This window comes from Tateyamaria omphalii, from assembly GCF_014651375.1.
GTDB lineage: Bacteria > Pseudomonadota > Alphaproteobacteria > Rhodobacterales > Rhodobacteraceae > Tateyamaria > Tateyamaria omphalii.
The window spans coordinates 105,632-120,273 of the sequence record NZ_BMWT01000005.1 but is presented as its reverse complement, the minus strand read 5'-3'; the positions used below and the strand labels follow the sequence as shown (position 1 = coordinate 120,273).

16 protein-coding genes are annotated in these 14,642 nt (G+C 60.0%); 7 read left to right on the top strand and 9 right to left on the bottom strand.

What is annotated here, in order from left to right:
- Positions 1-11: 11 nt before the first annotated feature.
- Genes IE087_RS17015 through dusB form a run of 3 tightly spaced genes read right to left on the bottom strand, consistent with a single transcriptional unit; the run spans position 12 to position 3,445 of the window.
- Complete coding sequence (locus IE087_RS17015) at positions 12-1,373, bottom strand: response regulator (RefSeq protein WP_189370572.1); 1,362 nt, start codon at positions 1,371-1,373, stop codon at positions 12-14.
- Between the two features lie 3 nt (positions 1,374-1,376).
- Positions 1,377-2,468, bottom strand: a complete 1,092-nt coding sequence (locus tag IE087_RS17010; protein ID WP_189370571.1) for a two-component system sensor histidine kinase NtrB — start codon at positions 2,466-2,468, stop codon at positions 1,377-1,379.
- Complete coding sequence (gene dusB / locus IE087_RS17005; protein WP_189370570.1) at positions 2,465-3,445, bottom strand: tRNA dihydrouridine synthase DusB; 981 nt, start codon at positions 3,443-3,445, stop codon at positions 2,465-2,467. Before dusB ends, IE087_RS17010 begins: the two co-directional genes overlap by 4 nt.
- A gap of 182 nt (positions 3,446-3,627) precedes the next feature.
- Between dusB and ispD the strand changes: the two genes are divergently transcribed.
- From ispD to IE087_RS16980, 5 genes are all read left to right on the top strand, one after another.
- A complete protein-coding gene (gene ispD / locus IE087_RS17000) occupies positions 3,628-4,293 on the top strand; it encodes a 2-C-methyl-D-erythritol 4-phosphate cytidylyltransferase (protein WP_189370569.1) in 666 nt (221 codons plus the stop codon).
- Entirely contained in the window at positions 4,283-4,762 is a 480-nt protein-coding gene (gene ispF, locus IE087_RS16995) for a 2-C-methyl-D-erythritol 2,4-cyclodiphosphate synthase (protein WP_189370568.1), read from the top strand. The genes ispD and ispF overlap by 11 nt, the downstream gene beginning before the upstream one ends.
- The gene (locus IE087_RS16990; RefSeq protein WP_189370567.1) at positions 4,759-5,253 is read left to right on the top strand and encodes a phosphatidylglycerophosphatase A family protein; all 495 of its coding nucleotides are present in this window, start codon (positions 4,759-4,761) and stop codon (positions 5,251-5,253) included. Before ispF ends, IE087_RS16990 begins: the two co-directional genes overlap by 4 nt.
- Positions 5,250-5,723 (top strand): CinA family protein, encoded by a 474-nt coding sequence (locus IE087_RS16985; protein ID WP_189370566.1) that lies wholly within the window; start codon positions 5,250-5,252, stop codon positions 5,721-5,723. The genes IE087_RS16990 and IE087_RS16985 overlap by 4 nt, the downstream gene beginning before the upstream one ends.
- Before the next feature lie 171 nt (positions 5,724-5,894).
- Entirely contained in the window at positions 5,895-7,076 is a 1,182-nt protein-coding gene (locus tag IE087_RS16980; protein WP_189370565.1) for an ammonium transporter, read from the top strand.
- Here the strand turns inward: IE087_RS16980 and IE087_RS16975 are convergent.
- Together IE087_RS16975 and IE087_RS16970 are read right to left on the bottom strand one after the other, a co-directional pair.
- Positions 7,058-8,305: an MmgE/PrpD family protein gene (locus tag IE087_RS16975; protein WP_229801435.1), complete on the bottom strand. Its 1,248-nt coding sequence runs from the start codon at positions 8,303-8,305 to the stop codon at positions 7,058-7,060. The genes IE087_RS16980 and IE087_RS16975 overlap by 19 nt on opposite strands.
- 39 nt (positions 8,306-8,344) lie before the next feature.
- Positions 8,345-8,788 (bottom strand): type II toxin-antitoxin system RatA family toxin, encoded by a 444-nt coding sequence (locus IE087_RS16970; RefSeq protein ID WP_189370564.1) that lies wholly within the window; start codon positions 8,786-8,788, stop codon positions 8,345-8,347.
- A 75-nt stretch (positions 8,789-8,863) separates the two neighbouring features.
- Here IE087_RS16970 and hpt point away from each other — a divergent pair, with 75 nt between their 5' ends.
- On the top strand, positions 8,864-9,400 hold the full coding sequence (gene hpt / locus IE087_RS16965; protein ID WP_189370563.1) for a hypoxanthine phosphoribosyltransferase: 537 nt from the start codon (positions 8,864-8,866) through the stop codon (positions 9,398-9,400).
- 16 nt (positions 9,401-9,416) lie between these two features.
- On the opposite strand, the gene lipA is transcribed toward hpt, so the two are convergent.
- The 3 genes from lipA to IE087_RS16950 form a co-directional block, all read right to left on the bottom strand.
- Positions 9,417-10,364 (bottom strand): lipoyl synthase, encoded by a 948-nt coding sequence (gene lipA / locus IE087_RS16960; RefSeq protein ID WP_189370562.1) that lies wholly within the window; start codon positions 10,362-10,364, stop codon positions 9,417-9,419.
- A 132-nt stretch (positions 10,365-10,496) separates the two neighbouring features.
- Entirely contained in the window at positions 10,497-11,087 is a 591-nt protein-coding gene (locus IE087_RS16955) for a hypothetical protein (protein WP_189370561.1), read from the bottom strand.
- A gap of 160 nt (positions 11,088-11,247) precedes the next feature.
- Positions 11,248-12,387 carry a DUF6456 domain-containing protein gene (locus tag IE087_RS16950; protein ID WP_189370560.1) on the bottom strand — a complete coding sequence of 380 codons (1,140 nt, stop codon included), beginning with the start codon at positions 12,385-12,387 and terminating at the stop codon, positions 11,248-11,250.
- Positions 12,388-12,659: 272 nt separating this feature from the next.
- On the opposite strand from IE087_RS16950, the gene IE087_RS16945 reads away from it, so the two are divergent.
- A complete protein-coding gene (locus IE087_RS16945) occupies positions 12,660-12,959 on the top strand; it encodes a DUF6477 family protein (RefSeq protein ID WP_189370559.1) in 300 nt (99 codons plus the stop codon).
- On the opposite strand, the gene IE087_RS16940 is transcribed toward IE087_RS16945, so the two are convergent.
- On the bottom strand, positions 12,960-14,504 hold the full coding sequence (locus tag IE087_RS16940) for a trimethylamine methyltransferase family protein (protein WP_189370558.1): 1,545 nt from the start codon (positions 14,502-14,504) through the stop codon (positions 12,960-12,962).
- Positions 14,505-14,642 lie beyond the last annotated feature (138 nt).

Below are 14,642 nucleotides of genomic sequence, written 5' to 3'. Positions count from 1 at the left end.
GTGTGGCAGTATTACATCAATTTGCGGCGGCGTGTCACCTCAATATCCAGATCGGTGATTTTCTTGCGCAAAGTATTGCGATTGATGCCCAGCAGATCTGCGCATTTCGCCTGGTTTCCACCTGTCGCATCAAGGGCAATTTCGATCAGCGGTGCCTCAACCTCACGCAGGATCCGTTGATAGAGGCCGGGAGGAGGCAGCATGTTGCCGTGCAGGTCGAAGTACCGTTTGAGGTGACGGCCAACCGACGCTCCCAGCTTCTCTGTATCACCCGCGCTGCGGATTGGCTCCAGTTCGGGTTGGCTGCCAAGTACCTGTTCGACTTCGGAGGCCGAGATTTCAAGCGCGCGGCTGGTGAGGCCCAGCCGCCGAACTGCGTTTTCCAATTGGCGCACATTGCCAGGCCAAGAATAGGTACGGAAAATCTCGGCCGCGGCGTCTGAGAGAACGCGGCGTTGCTGTCCGGTTTTCTCCCCTCGGACCAGGAAGTGTTCCGCCAGCAGCGGGATGTCATCGACCCTTTCGCGCAGCGCCGGAACGTTCAGAGTGGCCCCAGACAGGCGGTAGTAGAGATCCTTGCGCACCTGCCCCGCCTCCATTGCCGCCGTCAGGTCCGTTTGCGAGGTGGCAAGGAAGCGCGGAACATATTCGCCCGGCGTGTCCATCATGCGCACGATGCGGGCCTGTATTTCCTCGGGGATGTCGCCGATTTCGTCGATCAGCAAAGTGCCGCCCTTAACGCGCGCCAGAACACGCGCAGGGCCTTCGAGGTCTTGCAGCTCTGCTGCCGTGACCGTGACAAACGGAAGCGTTCGCCTGTCGGAGAAGTCATGTATGGCCCGTGCAATCAACGATTTTCCCGTTCCGCTTTCGCCCCAGATCAGCACCGGCAGATCCGTGTTCATTACACGCGCCACAACGCGGTAGAGCGCCTGCATGATCGCAGTGCGGCCAACGAGTGGCAGTTCGTCCGGGCGCTCGTTGTCTTCGTCGCGGGCGGGTGCGTGGGCCTTTTGCTCCAGCGCCTTGGCCGTGCGTTTCATCAGGTCCGGCAGGTCGAACGGCTTGGGCAGGTAATCGTAGGCTTCGGCCTCGGCCGCCTGGATTGCCGTCATGATGGTGTTTTGCGCGCTGATCACGATCACGGGCAGGCCCGGGCGATCCTCGCTGATCTTGGGCAGCATTTCTAGGCCATTGCCGTCCGGCATCATCACGTCCGAGATCACCACGTCGCCTTTGCCCTCGCCCACCCAGCGCATCAGTGTTGTCAGGCTGGAGGTCGCGTGCACCTTACACCCGGCGCGGGTCAGCGCCTGGGTCAGAACGGTGCGGATCGTGCGGTCGTCATCAGCGACAAGAACGGTGCCATCCATATGCTAGTCCTTTGTTTGATCGGGGCCCGGCTGGGCCGATTTGGGCGCGCGCGGCAGGGACAGGCGAAACACTGTCTTGCCGGGCACGGAGGTGACAGAAATCCAACCGCCGTGATCCGAGATGATCTTGGACACGAGCGCGAGGCCAAGCCCGGTGCCGTTTTCCTTGCCCGACACGAAGGGGTCGAAGATATCGGCGGCGATGGCGTCCGGCAGACCCGGGCCATCATCTATGATCTCGACCTGCAGCGGCAGGGATTGGCCCGTACCATCGGCCCGGCGCAGGCGGAACGAATGTTCGAAATAGCTGTGCAGGCGGATGGTTCCGCCGCCCTTACCAGCGGCTTCCGACGCATTCTTGAGAAGGTTGAGTACCACCTGAAGCAACTTGTCCGGATCGCCATAGGCCAGAGGCAGCGAGGGATCGTAATCCTCAATGATCTTCATTTCGGCTCCGAACCCGAGCAGCGCGGATCGTCGCGCGCGATCCAGCACATCGTGGATGTTCACGGGCTTGAGATCGGGAGGAGAGAGATTTCCAAACTGCTCGACCTGTTCCAGCAGCTTCACGATGCGCCGGCCTTCCTCGACAATCAGGTCGGTCAGTTCCAAATCCTCGGGTTTGAGGTTCATGCTAAGCAGTTGGGCGGCCCCGGTGATACCGGCCAGCGGGTTCTTGATTTCATGGGCCAGCATCTCGGCCATGCCGATGGCGGACTTGGCAGCGGACTTGACCGAATGATTCTGCGTCATCCGTCCCGAGAGTTCGCGCGGAGAGATCATCAGCACCATGTGATCTGCTGCACCGATCAACGGTGCGATTTGCAGTGCGCATTGCAACGGTGCGCGACCTCCGTGGCCCACATCGACATCGTTGACAAAAAGCGGCGTGCCGTTCTTGCGCGCCCGCGCGAGGCTTTCTTCCAGCGGCGCATCCACGGCCAGTTCATCCCACAGCGGCAGGCCCTTCATGGTCTTGGCGGACGCGTTGAAAAACCCTTCGGCAGCCGAGTTGATGTCGACGATGTCGTCCTGCGGCCCGATGATGATCACTGGCACGGGCAGCGAGGCCCAGAGATCCCCTGCCCCGGTCATGCTGCCGCCATCCCTGTTTCGGGGCACAGGGCACGGGGCAGCAAGTCCATCGTCGCCTTGGGCGTCTTGGCCGTCAGGACCGCGCGACGCATATCCGTCGGCGTGCCAGCGGTGTCCATGAACCAGCCCAGATGCTTGCGCGCCACCCGTAGTCCCAGAAGATCGCCATAAAAGCACAGCATGTCATCATAGTGCGCCATCACCATCTCGGCGAAGGCATCCTCTTTGGGCACGTCCGGTGCAGGTGCGCCGTAAAGCGCATGGGCGACCTCGGCCAGTAGCCACGGTTTGCCCTGTGCGCCGCGTCCGATCATCACACCGTGTGCACCAGATTGATCCAAAGCCTGCGTCGCCGTGGCGGCATCCACGATATTACCATTGGCAATCACGGGGATGCTCACGGCATCGACCACTGCGTGGATCGCAGCCCAGTTGGCGCTGCCCTTGTAGAACTGGCACCGCGTGCGGCCATGGATCACGATTTGCCGGATACCCGCAGCTTCGGCCCGCGCAGCAATCTCGGGCGCATTCATCAAGGCGTCGTCCCAGCCCAAGCGGGTTTTGAGGGTCACCGGAATATCGACTGCGTTCACCACTGCCTCAATCAGCGTCAACGCGTGATCCGGGTCGCGCATCAGGGCAGAGCCGGAATACCCGTTCACCACCTTTTTGGCCGGACACCCCATGTTGATATCGATGACGCGTGCACCCTGCCCAGCGACCATACGCGCCGCTTCGGCCATTGGCGCAGCTTCGCGCCCGGCCAGTTGCACGGCTGTGCCATCGGCGCCAAGGCCCAGTTCTGCCTTTTCGCGGCTGCCGGGACGCGCATTGAGCATATCATGGCTGGCCACCATTTCAGACACCACCATACCTGCCCCAAACCGAGCCACGAGAGATCGGAATGGAAGGTCGGTGATTCCGGCCATTGGGGCCAGCATCACGGGGGCTGTCATGTCGAGGGGACCTGTTGCCATCCGGTTTGCCTAATCCTTGTGCGATACTGTCTGGTATTGCACATGTAGGGTTTTCTCAATCACTGCAACGCTGTTTCCGTACTCACGGGCGGCGCATTGCCTAAAGTTTAGGCAGAACTTCTGATCATGGACAGGCCGCACCGCACCGCCTAGAGATCAAGTATGAATTGGAGAACCCAAGAATGAAGCGCGCCGCTGCCGTGATCGTCGCTGCCGGACGCGGGACACGTGCCGGAGGGGATGTGCCCAAACAGTGGCAGGACCTTGGACGGCGACCGATTGTGGCGCGCACGTTGGATGCCTTTGCTGGTCATTCGGAGGTTTCTCAGGTCGTGTTGGTTGCGCATCCCGATGATGATGCGCGTGTCACGCAGGTGGCCAGTGCGGACATAACGGTTGTGTATGGCGGTGCGGATCGAGCCACTTCCGTCGCCAATGGCCTGGCAGCAGTAAAGGACGCGGACGTCGTTTTGATCCATGATGTGGCGCGCCCTCTGGTCACGGACCAGACTATATCGGCCGTTCTGGATTCACTTGATAAGAGTGTCGGCGCAGCCCCGGCCCTCCCCGTCACGGATGCGTTGTGGACGGGTGCTGAAGGTCGTGTGACCGGCACGCAGAACCGCGAAGGCTTGTACCGGGCGCAGACCCCGCAAGGCTTTCACCTTGAAGCCATCCGTGCAGCGCACGCAGCCCATCCCGGCGGCGCGGCAGATGACGTGGAGGTGGCTCGTGCACACGGTTTGGCGGTTGCCATTGTGCCCGGTGACGAGGACAATCTGAAAATCACACACCCGGCGGATTTTGAACGGGCTGAACGGATCTTGCGAGGGCGCGATGGACATTAGACTGGGCAATGGATTCGATGTGCATGCCTTTGGCCCCGGCGACCACGTGACGCTGTGCGGCGTACAGGTGCCCCATGAGCGCGGCCTTGTCGGTCACTCTGATGCCGATGTCGGTATGCACACCGTGACCGATGCAATCTATGGCGCTTTGGCCCGCGGCGATATCGGGCAGCATTTTCCCCCCAGCGATCCGCAGTGGAAAGGCGCTGCAAGCGACATATTCCTGCGCCATGCGGTGGGCATGGCCCGCAAGATGGGGTTCGAGATATCGAATGTCGACTGCACCTTGATCTGCGAAGAGCCGAAGATTGGGCCACATGCGGCAAAGATGCGTTCCGCGATGGCCGAGATCATGGACCTGGACATTGAACGCGTGTCGGTCAAAGCGACCACGTCCGAACGTTTGGGCTTCACCGGACGGGGTGAAGGCATTGCCTGCATCGCCACGGCAGCGTTGATCAAGACATGATTGCACGGATTTTGGGCACGGCATGTTTCGTGGGGTACATGCGACCCGCCCCCGGCACTTGGGGGTCCCTTGTCGCTTTGCCGCTGGGTTGGCTGTGGCATCAACTGGGTGGCTTCCCGCTGCTTGCCGCCATGACGGCCGTCTATTTTATCGCCGCTTGGTGGGCCACTGCACAGATGACGTCAGGCGGTGGCGACCATGATCCTTCCGAGATCGTGGCAGATGAGGTGGTCGGCCAGTGGATTGCCCTGTTTCCGCTAAGCTACGCGGCGTGGGATCGTGGTTTGGACATTCTTGTCATGTGGCCGGGTTGGATTGCCGCCTTCGTGTTGTTCCGCCTTTTCGACATCTGGAAGCCATGGCTTGTCGGCTGGGCAGATCGGCGTGGCGATGCGCTTGGCGTCATGCTGGATGACGTGATTGCCGGCGTGTTTGCGGCCATTAGTGTGTTGGCGTTGGCGGCCCTCGCACATGGGGTTCTGATGGCATGAACCTTGCCGCAGAAGTCCTTGAATTAGCAAAAGATCATGGCGTCATGATTGCCACAGCAGAGAGTTGTACCGGTGGCATGGTGTCAGCTGCGCTGACCGACATTCCGGGATCGTCTGCGGTCGTTGAGCGCGCGTTTGTCACCTACACCAACCAGGCAAAGATGGACATGTTGGGTGTGGCTGCAGCAACTCTCGAAGCCTACGGAGCTGTCAGCGAAGAGGTTGCGGCCGAAATGGCAGAGGGTGCCTTGAAACATGCACCCGTTCAGTTGGCTGTATCGATCACTGGGATCGCCGGACCGGGCGGATCAGAGTTCAAACCCGAAGGGCGCGTGTGTTTCGGCGTCGCCGATGCCAGTGGCGTCCGCACGGAAACGGTTGAGTTCGGCGCGCAAGGGCGCGACAAGGTGCGTATCGCGGCCCGGGATCATGCGCTTGGGCTTTTGAGAGCCGCATTGATACCGACCTAAGCGCAATTTTTCTCTTTGCTCTATTTTTGTGCAAACGCCTCAGAAAATCGCACAAAATAGATGCATTCAAACAAATGCTCCCAAAATAAGCACACGTGACCCCACGCGCCTCTTTTTTCCGCAGGCACCGTCGGCCAGAGGACCCCGCATACAAAAATTCCGGAGGGGACAATGAACGGAGCCGATACCGCCTGGATCATCGTGGCAACCGCACTGGTGCTGCTGATGACGTTGCCGGGCCTTGCGCTATTCTACGGGGGCTTAGTGCGAGCCCGCAACGTGCTGAGCGTTTTCATGCACTGCTATGCCATTGCCTGCCTGATGAGCATTTTTTGGTTTATCGCGGGATATTCGATTGCTTTTGGAGGCGGTGAAAGCGGCCTTTGGGGTGGCTTAGACAAACTGCTGCTGAGCGGTGTCGATGCGGACAGCCTGTCCGGCACCCTGCCCGAGGTACTGTTCTTTGCATTTCAGATGACATTCGCCATCATCACACCTGCCCTGATCGTGGGTGCCTATGTCGAGCGCATTGGCTTTGGCTTTGTCCTGCTGTTCTCGGGCCTGTGGATGCTGTTGTGTTACGCGCCGGTCGTACACTGGGTCTGGGGCGGCGGTATGCTGGCCGATGGCGGCATCTTTGGCGAGGTTGGGGTCAAGGACTTTGCCGGTGGCATCGTGGTGCATGAAACCGCGGGCATTGCGGCCCTCGTGCTGGCTGTCTTCCTCGGCGCGCGCAAGAACCAAACTACACCGCCACACAATCCAGGTATGGTCATGATGGGTGCGGCCCTGCTATGGGTCGGCTGGTTCGGTTTCAATGGCGGGTCGCAACTGGCCGCTGATGGCGGTGCCGCGATGGCACTGACCGTGACCCATATCTCCGCCGCGATGGCGTCACTGACCTGGGCGCTGTGGGAACGGATCAAGTTCGGCAAGGCGTCTCTGGTTGGGATGGTCACAGGGACCATTGCAGGTCTTGCCTCGATCACACCCGCGTCGGGTTTTGTCGGCCCGGTTGAGGCGCTGATCATTGGCGCAGTCGCCGGCATCCTTTGCCAAGAGGCTGTGAACCTGATCCGCAATACGCTGAAGATCGACGATACGCTGGACGTGTTCGCCGTTCACGGTGTCGGCGGCATTTTTGGCACGATCATGATCGCTGTCTTTGGTGCAGGCAGCTGGGCTGCTCAACTTGGATCGCTGATCATTGTTGGTGTCTTCACGCTGGTGGTGACGGTTGTGCTGATCTTTGTGGTGCGCGCCATTACGCCGCTGCGCGTAGACGAAGAAACCGAGGTCAACGGCCTCGACCTCGCCGTGCATGGCGAACGTGCTTACGACGTCAGCAGCTGAGCAAAAGTTGGCAGGTCATCCATCTGGATGGCCTGCACAATATGATCCGCCCGTGCGCCCACCAGCGCGCGGGCTTTTGCGTGGATGCGGTTGGCACGGGTCTCAAACGAAAGAGGCGTGTCGAGGTCATGGAAACACTCCACCCCAGCTACGATCACACGCGCCTGCATCTCGGTCAGGTCATCGTCAGGTGAAACGGTCACGCGATGACGCCACGCCACAAGCCGCGGATCACGCGCGCAGGCGTCGGTAAAGGCATCGATATCGCCAGTATCCAGACCATGGGCAGCCATGGCCAGCACATGTGCATAGGAAAATTTGGCCCCGAGACCGGTATCAGGGGCCGCTTGATTGCAGACCGTCATCCACCTTGGGTGGCTATGCACCTCAACCCGCAACGCATCGCGCAGCGGAACGTCACGAACAGCTTCAAGAGCGGCATGGAGGCCATGGCAACAGGCATGAAACTTATGGCTGACAGCCCCCATGCGCCAAGCGAACGGCACCTCTGCCCCTTCCCCGTGATGTGTGTCGCCAAACCCAAGCGCGCCTGCCAGACCGTCAGGGGCCGCGGTCATGCTCGCTTGCGCCCACAACGCCGCCTCGACCCCTGTGCGTGCCGCCAGACCTGCATTCAGCGGTTTGCCCATTGTCCCGAATTGAGACTTTGACCCGGACGCCATTGTCGAGCACAGACCAAGCGCGTGCCGCATCTGTGTAGGATCAAGGCCCAGAAGCCGGGCCGCCGCGATCGCCGCGCCAAAGGCCCCTGCCGTGGCTGTCTGATGAAACCCGACCTGGTAGTGCCCCCGCCCCAACCATAGCCCGGTTGCAACCGATGCCTCTGCCCCGACAAGCGCTGCATCCACCATGTCTTTCAGCCGTGCGCCCTGCATCTGCGCCACAGCAAGCGCTGCCGGGATCACCGCAACAGAAGGATGGCCGATATGCGCAAAATGCGTGTCGTCATAGTCCAGCGCGTGGGACAATGTGCCGTTGACAAGCGCGGCCTCCGCCACCGCTCCGCCACGCCCGTCCAGCCGCGTGGCAGGTCCATCCGTGTCCAGCGTCGCTGCCCAAGCATCAAACGCGCCATCGCGATGCCCGGCGATGCCACAGGCGGCCCAATCCAGCAACGACAAGCGCATCACTGCGCGCGCATCGTCTGGCGGGTCAGCCAGCGCATAGGCCAGAAGCAGCGCGGTGATGTCCGTACTTCCCTGTTTCAAAAAATCCTCCCCGAAGGGCCGGGTTCAACTGAGCCGACGCTATCCATAAAGCTCGGCCGCGCGCCGCTCGAACGCCCGGACGATGCGTTGCATCGCCTCGTTGAACACCACGCCGATGATCCCCTGCAGGATGGCGTTCTTGAATTCGAAGTCCACGAAAAAGGACACATCGCACCCGCCTTCGGCGTCTACGAACGCCCAATTGGACTTCATATAGCGAAAGGGACCATCAAGATATTCCGTATCAATCTTCTTGTCGGCGGGATGCAACACGACCCGGGACCCGAAACGCTCGCGGAATACCTTGAAACTAATGACAAGATCCGCCTCCATCACCTCTCTATCCCCTTGAGGTGTCACACTGCGCACCCGCGCTGCGGCGCACCACGGCAGAAACTGAGGATATTCGCCCACATCTGCCACGAGATCGTACATCTGTTGTGCGGTGTAAGGCAGGAAGCGGGTTTCGGAATGGGTGGGCATTGCGGTAAAGGTGACCTTGGACGAGCGTTGCGCAGGGATGTGTCGCGGTTGTCATGCAAAATCAAGGGGAAGCGCATGTCAGAGCGGCCATATGTCATAGACAGAATGATCTCGGCCAAGGCGATTGCCGCACGGATTGAGTCGCTCTGTGGGGAGATACAGGCCGAGTTTGCGGGCACCGACAAGCTGGTGGTCGTTGGGCTCTTGCGCGGTTCTTTTGTATTCATTGCTGATCTGGTGCGCGAACTGGACCTACCCATCGAGGTCGATTTCCTGGAAGCGTCCTCCTATGGAGATGGGATGGAAAGCAGCCGAGAAGTGCGCATTCTCAAGGATTTACGCGGCGCAATTGAAGGGCGTGATGTGCTGGTCGTCGAAGATATTGTCGACACCGGGTATACCATGCAGCACGTGATCCGCCTGCTGAAGGGACGCAACCCGTCAAAGCTGCGCACCATTGCCCTGCTCGACAAGCCGAGCAAACGCGAGGTTGAGGTAAAGGCCGACTGGACCGGTTTCGAAATTCCAGATGAATTTGTCGTGGGGTACGGGATCGACTACGCGCAACGCAACCGTAACCTGCCCTATATCGGGAAGGTGCGGTTCACCTAGCCAATTGCATGAAACGTCAGGCGAGTTTCGTCTGACGGGCCGCACGCAAACGCGCAAAGTCATCACCGGCATGGTAAGATGATCGTGTGAGCGGCGTTGCCGACACCATCAGGAAGCCCTTGCCGTAGGCCGCTTTTTCATAGGACGCAAATTCGTCCGGATGAACAAAGCGATCAACCCGGTGGTGCTTTGGTGTCGGCTGTAGGTACTGGCCGATGGTCAGGAAGTCGATATCGGCGGCGCGCATGTCTTCCATTACCTGGATGACCGATTGTCGGTCTTCACCCAGCCCCACCATGATCCCCGACTTGGTGAACATGGATGGGTCCAGTTCCTTGACACGTTGCAGCAGGCGCAGACTGTGGAAATAGCGCGCACCCGGGCGCACCTCCGGGTACAGGCCCGGCACCGTTTCCAGATTGTGGTTGAAGACGTCAGGCCGTGCCTCGACCACCACTTCAAGCACCGACGGATCGCAGCGGATGAAATCCGGCGTCAGAATCTCGATGGTCGTGTCCGGGCTGCGGTGACGGATGGCGCGGATCGTCTGGGCAAAATGATCTGCTCCACCGTCTTCGATATCATCGCGGTCGACGGAGGTGATGACCACGTGGTTCAGACCCAGTTTTTCAACCGCATGTGCCACGCGACCGGGTTCGAACGCATCCAACGCTTCGGGCGGCTTGCCTGTCGCGATGTTGCAGAAGGTGCAGGCGCGGGTACAGACCTCGCCCATGATCATCATGGTCGCGTGGCCCTGGCTCCAGCATTCGCCGACGTTTGGACAGCCTGCTTCCTCGCAGACCGTCACAAGGCCATTGTCGCGCATGATCTTGTGCGTGTCCTTATATCCCTGGCTGACCGGCGCCTTGACCCGGATCCAATCCGGTTTCTTGGGCTGCGGATTATCAGGCCGCCGCGCCTTTTCCGGGTGCCGCTGTTCGGGGATTTTCAGGTCGCGCATGGATCTCTGCCAAATGGTTCAGCGTTAAACTTGTTCTAACATAGACAATCCGCAAAAGAATACCACATGGCGCATGGCCGCTATGCGAAACCTGACGCGCGTGGACCAAGGGTAGCACGCCGTGCCCGAGCCTCAGAAACGGTGACGCAGTCCAAACACAAAACCCGTCGAGCCGGCGTCTACTTCAAAGAGGCCGTATCCATCAGACCGGTGATGCAAACGCACAAACGCCGTTTGTTTTGTATCCTGCAATGCAAACTCGATCTCGGCCATCCAGTGCACGAACAGACGCTGCGAGTTCCCATTGCGGTCAATCTCTACCTGCGGAACCCGCGTGGTATAGGATAGGCCCAAGCCCGCTGCGAAGGATGTCACGGGCGACGATGCGTCCGACATATAGCGTAGAACAACAGGCACGCTTACTTCGAAATGGCTTGGGCGACCGAAGTGGCGCACCAGCTGCGCCTCAGCGCCATAGCGAAAGCGACTGGCACCAATGGGCCGATCCCATCCAATTGCGCCCCCAATCAGATGCGAGTCGGCGAACTGCACCTCGGGCGGACGCACGGCCTCGTGCCAGCTGCCTTCGGTGAGTGTGCCGACGACGCCAGACGCGTAGCGTTGCCATTCTGCACGGGCAGCAGATGATCCGAAAATGGCAATGAGCGCGACCGCCAACCCGGTGCGAACGTGCGCAAACACTCTTCCCGGAGACAATCGCATCAACACCCTCCGCTGCAAACACGCGGAACCCTCGGTTGTGCGTGTTGTCTCGATTTAAGAAACGGACGCCCCGTGTTGAAGAGTGGTGCACATGTCACCACAAAAAAATGGCACCGCGGGGAGGAGCGCGGCGCCATTTCATTGGAACAGGCGTGATTGATCAGCCGATCAGGCCGCCACCTGGTCCCATCGTTTCATCATAGTGTTGTTTCAAACGCATCAGGGCGATGCGCAGCACGATCTTGCCGGATCGCGCGGACCAGCCCAGTTGTTTCTCGGCGCTTTCGAGACCCTCGAGGTGGCAGCAGCAGCGCAAAACAACATCCGACAGGCCCGGGCCAAGATCCCGGAGGGCCGCTGCCACGCGGCTGCGCGCGCCTTCCGGTCCATTGCCGACACCGCTGTCCATGGCGAACCCACCACGACCACCACCCGTTAAAAAGCGGTCCCAGTTCTGGGCCACCCTGGGCCCCATCTGGGCTAGTTCAAAATCCTCGCGCAAACGTTCGCCCGCCGTGACAAGATCATCCGTAAGAAACGGCTGCCCCGTCTTGTCACGACGGCGCGCAAGAGCCGTGAGCGGCGATTCCGCAAGGTTGTAGCGCACCTTGCGTGGCTGGCCAGTATCCGTGTCCCGCACCGTGCGTTCACCCCATTGACGATGCTGATCCGCAAATGGCGTGGCCGCCTCGGCAAAACCGGGCTGGGCGTCCTCCACCTCTCCCATCATCTCGGACAGGGCCGACCGGCCTGCCGGAGTAATGCGGTACCGCGTGATGCGACCCGTGCTTTCCGCGCTGATCCAATCCTGAAGCGCCATTGCCTCCGCGATCTTGCGATCCACAACGGCTGTGCGCGTACTGCTGCCCGTCACCCCATCACGGACGACAACGGCTTTTTCCATATCTACAGCAACCGCCAGAACCGCCCCCGTTTCACAGAGGCGCCGCAGAATACGGACCGAGTCCTGGGTCATCATGTTGGTGTCTGGACCAAGGTCCCGAGCAAGAGTGTTTTGCATTTCCGGATCATCCTTCATGGGCTGAGGTGCAGCCGACGAACGTTTCCGACCCAGGGAATTCCCCAATTTCCGCAGCACCGCATCAACAAGCGGATCGTCACGGCGGGTTTCAAACCGTCGTATCTGACGCAATACGGTAGAGGCATGGCATCCCGATTTGCGTGCCAGTTCCCTGATGGGCAAACCGGCTTCGGTGTGTGCAAGGTAGTGTACGGCCCCGTCTGGAACCCAGGCAGGCAGGTTCAGGCCCGTCGAGCAGAGTACATCGCTGTGGCGCATAGCTGTTTTCCGTCCTTCTTCCCTTTTTGGGCCCCGAATGTCTTTGTTTGCATCGGGTTATCCACAAAAATATCCACACAACCTAGAGCTGCATTGATTACTGGATCGTTAATATTCGTCGATATCAGCAGCATTGTTTCTAAAAGATAAACAGTTGCTAAACCAACGTGCGCGGTCCGCTTGACGCACGCAACACCCGCCCAGGTTGTGCAATGGTTGCCCTACTCTCACCCGATGGGGATCGGGTCGACATCAAGTTTAGGAGACCGGAAATGCAAGATATTCTGACAATGCTAAGCGCACTTCGTCGTCCACGCCTGCTGATGCGCGCCGCGCGAATCGGAGCGGAAGACTATCGCCGAAACGCTCATCTGCCGCGTCTTCTGGGCTACGGACAGTTGCCCCGCCACGGTGCCGCACTTATGCGCCTGATGGAAATCGAAGGCGACCTGAATGCCCAGCGCGTCAATGACGATTCGTCCTACAGCCTGCTGCGCCACATCGACATCCTGATCGCGATTGTAGGCGAGGCGCGTACGCTGCGGGCAGCACAAAGCGACCCCGCAATCTGATCACATGAAACTGTCAGGCTCTGCCGCTTTCTTTTCGGCCACGTAGGCATCCAGCGCCTCGCGCGTGGCAGGGTCCATGGCGGGTTGCTGGTAGTCCGACAGAAGCTTTTGCACCCGAAGCGTGGCCAGCGCGGCCGTATCCCGCGCGCCCTCGTCTTCCCAGGTCTCAAACGGCTTGTAATCCAGAAGGTCTGACTTCCAGAACGCTGACTTGAAGTTCGCTTGCGTATGGGCGCATCCAAGGTAGTGCCCGCCCGGCCCCACTTCTCGAATGGCGTCCATCGCCTGCGCGTTCTCGTCCACCTGCACGCCGGCAGCCAGATGGTGCAGCGTTCCAAGCTGGTCCGCATCCATGACGAATTTCTCGTAAGAGCTGACCAGCCCGCCCTCAAGCCAACCACATGAGTGCAGCATGAAGTTCACGCCCGACAGAAGACCCATATTGAGTGAATTGGCAGTTTCATACGCGGCCTGCGCGTCGGGCAGTTTCGAGCCGCAGAAAGAACCGGCCGACCGGAAGGGAAGCCCAAGGCGCCGCGCCAATTGCCCAGCGCCATATGTGATGTGCGATGCCTCGGGCGTGCCAAAGGTGGGTGCACCTGAATTCATGTCGATCGAGGTGACAAACGCCCCCATGATGACGGGCGCCCCTGCCCTGCACAGCTGGGAATATGCGATGCCAGCCAGCACCTCGGCCAGCACTTGTGTGAGCGTCCCCGCCACCGACACCGGTGCCATAGCCCCACCCACGATGAAGGGCGAGATAATGCAGGCCTGATTTGCCTGCGCATAGACCTCAAGCGCCCCCATCATCACGTCATCAAACGTCATGGGCGAGTTGATGTTGATAAGCGATGTCATCACCGTGTTCTCGGCTACGAAATCCTTGCCGAACAGAATCTCCGACATCTCGACCGAGTCGCGGGCTCGGCTGGGTTCAGTAACCGATCCCATATAAGGCTTGTCCGATAGCGTCATGTGAGCGTGCAACATATCAAGGTGCCGCTTGTTCACCGCCACGTCCGTGGGTTCACAAACGGTGCCGCCCGAATGGTGCAGCCATTTCGACATGTAGCCCAGCTTCACGAAATTGCGGAAATCCTCCATCGTCGCATAGCGCCGACCGCCGCTGGCGTCCCGCACAAACGGTGGGCCATAAACCGGCGCAAGAACAAGGTTCTTTCCCCCCACCTCGACTGTGCGGGCCGGGTTGCGAGCGTGCTGGGTGTAGGATGGCGGTGCCGTTTCGCATAGCTTGCGTGCAAGTCCGCAAGGGATGCGCACCCGTTCACCGTCGACATCTGCACCCGCATCGCGCCAACGCTGCAACGCGGCTGGATTGTCCGGAAAATTCACACCGATCTCTTCCAGCACTTTCTCCGCGTTGTTTTCGATGATTTCGAGAGCTTCCTCGGTCAATACCTCGAAATTCGGGATATTGCGTTCGATGAACTTCGCCGTCTCGAAAGAAACGGCACTGCGCTCCGCACGCCGTGCAGCCCCGCCGCCGCCGCGTCCCCGTCTGCGTGTCGGTGCCTGTTCCATGCCGCATCCCCTTGTCAGATGAATTGATGCACCGGTGATTACCCTATCCGCCCCTCAACGGCGCGCGGTTAGCGTCCATCAAGGGAAAAAAGCGACATCCCCCCTTCTTCTGACGAAAAATACCTCGGGGTCTGGGGC

Excerpts from the sequence above, each read along its gene's own strand:
- IE087_RS17015 (WP_189370572.1), bottom strand. The coding sequence starts at position 1,373 with ATGGATGGCACCGTTCTTGTCGCTGATGACGACCGCACGATCCGCACC.
- IE087_RS17010 (WP_189370571.1), bottom strand. The coding sequence starts at position 2,468 with ATGACCGGGGCAGGGGATCTCTGGGCCTCGCTGCCCGTGCCAGTGATC.
- dusB (WP_189370570.1), bottom strand. The coding sequence starts at position 3,445 with ATGGCAACAGGTCCCCTCGACATGACAGCCCCCGTGATGCTGGCCCCA.
- ispD (WP_189370569.1), top strand. The coding sequence starts at position 3,628 with ATGAAGCGCGCCGCTGCCGTGATCGTCGCTGCCGGACGCGGGACACGT.
- ispF (WP_189370568.1), top strand. The coding sequence starts at position 4,283 with ATGGACATTAGACTGGGCAATGGATTCGATGTGCATGCCTTTGGCCCC.
- IE087_RS16990 (WP_189370567.1), top strand. The coding sequence starts at position 4,759 with ATGATTGCACGGATTTTGGGCACGGCATGTTTCGTGGGGTACATGCGA.
- IE087_RS16985 (WP_189370566.1), top strand. The coding sequence starts at position 5,250 with ATGAACCTTGCCGCAGAAGTCCTTGAATTAGCAAAAGATCATGGCGTC.
- IE087_RS16980 (WP_189370565.1), top strand. The coding sequence starts at position 5,895 with ATGAACGGAGCCGATACCGCCTGGATCATCGTGGCAACCGCACTGGTG.
- IE087_RS16970 (WP_189370564.1), bottom strand. The coding sequence starts at position 8,788 with ATGCCCACCCATTCCGAAACCCGCTTCCTGCCTTACACCGCACAACAG.
- hpt (WP_189370563.1), top strand. The coding sequence starts at position 8,864 with ATGTCAGAGCGGCCATATGTCATAGACAGAATGATCTCGGCCAAGGCG.
- lipA (WP_189370562.1), bottom strand. The coding sequence starts at position 10,364 with ATGCGCGACCTGAAAATCCCCGAACAGCGGCACCCGGAAAAGGCGCGG.
- IE087_RS16955 (WP_189370561.1), bottom strand. The coding sequence starts at position 11,087 with ATGCGATTGTCTCCGGGAAGAGTGTTTGCGCACGTTCGCACCGGGTTG.
- IE087_RS16950 (WP_189370560.1), bottom strand. The coding sequence starts at position 12,387 with ATGCGCCACAGCGATGTACTCTGCTCGACGGGCCTGAACCTGCCTGCC.
- IE087_RS16945 (WP_189370559.1), top strand. The coding sequence starts at position 12,660 with ATGCAAGATATTCTGACAATGCTAAGCGCACTTCGTCGTCCACGCCTG.
- IE087_RS16940 (WP_189370558.1), bottom strand. The coding sequence starts at position 14,504 with ATGGAACAGGCACCGACACGCAGACGGGGACGCGGCGGCGGCGGGGCT.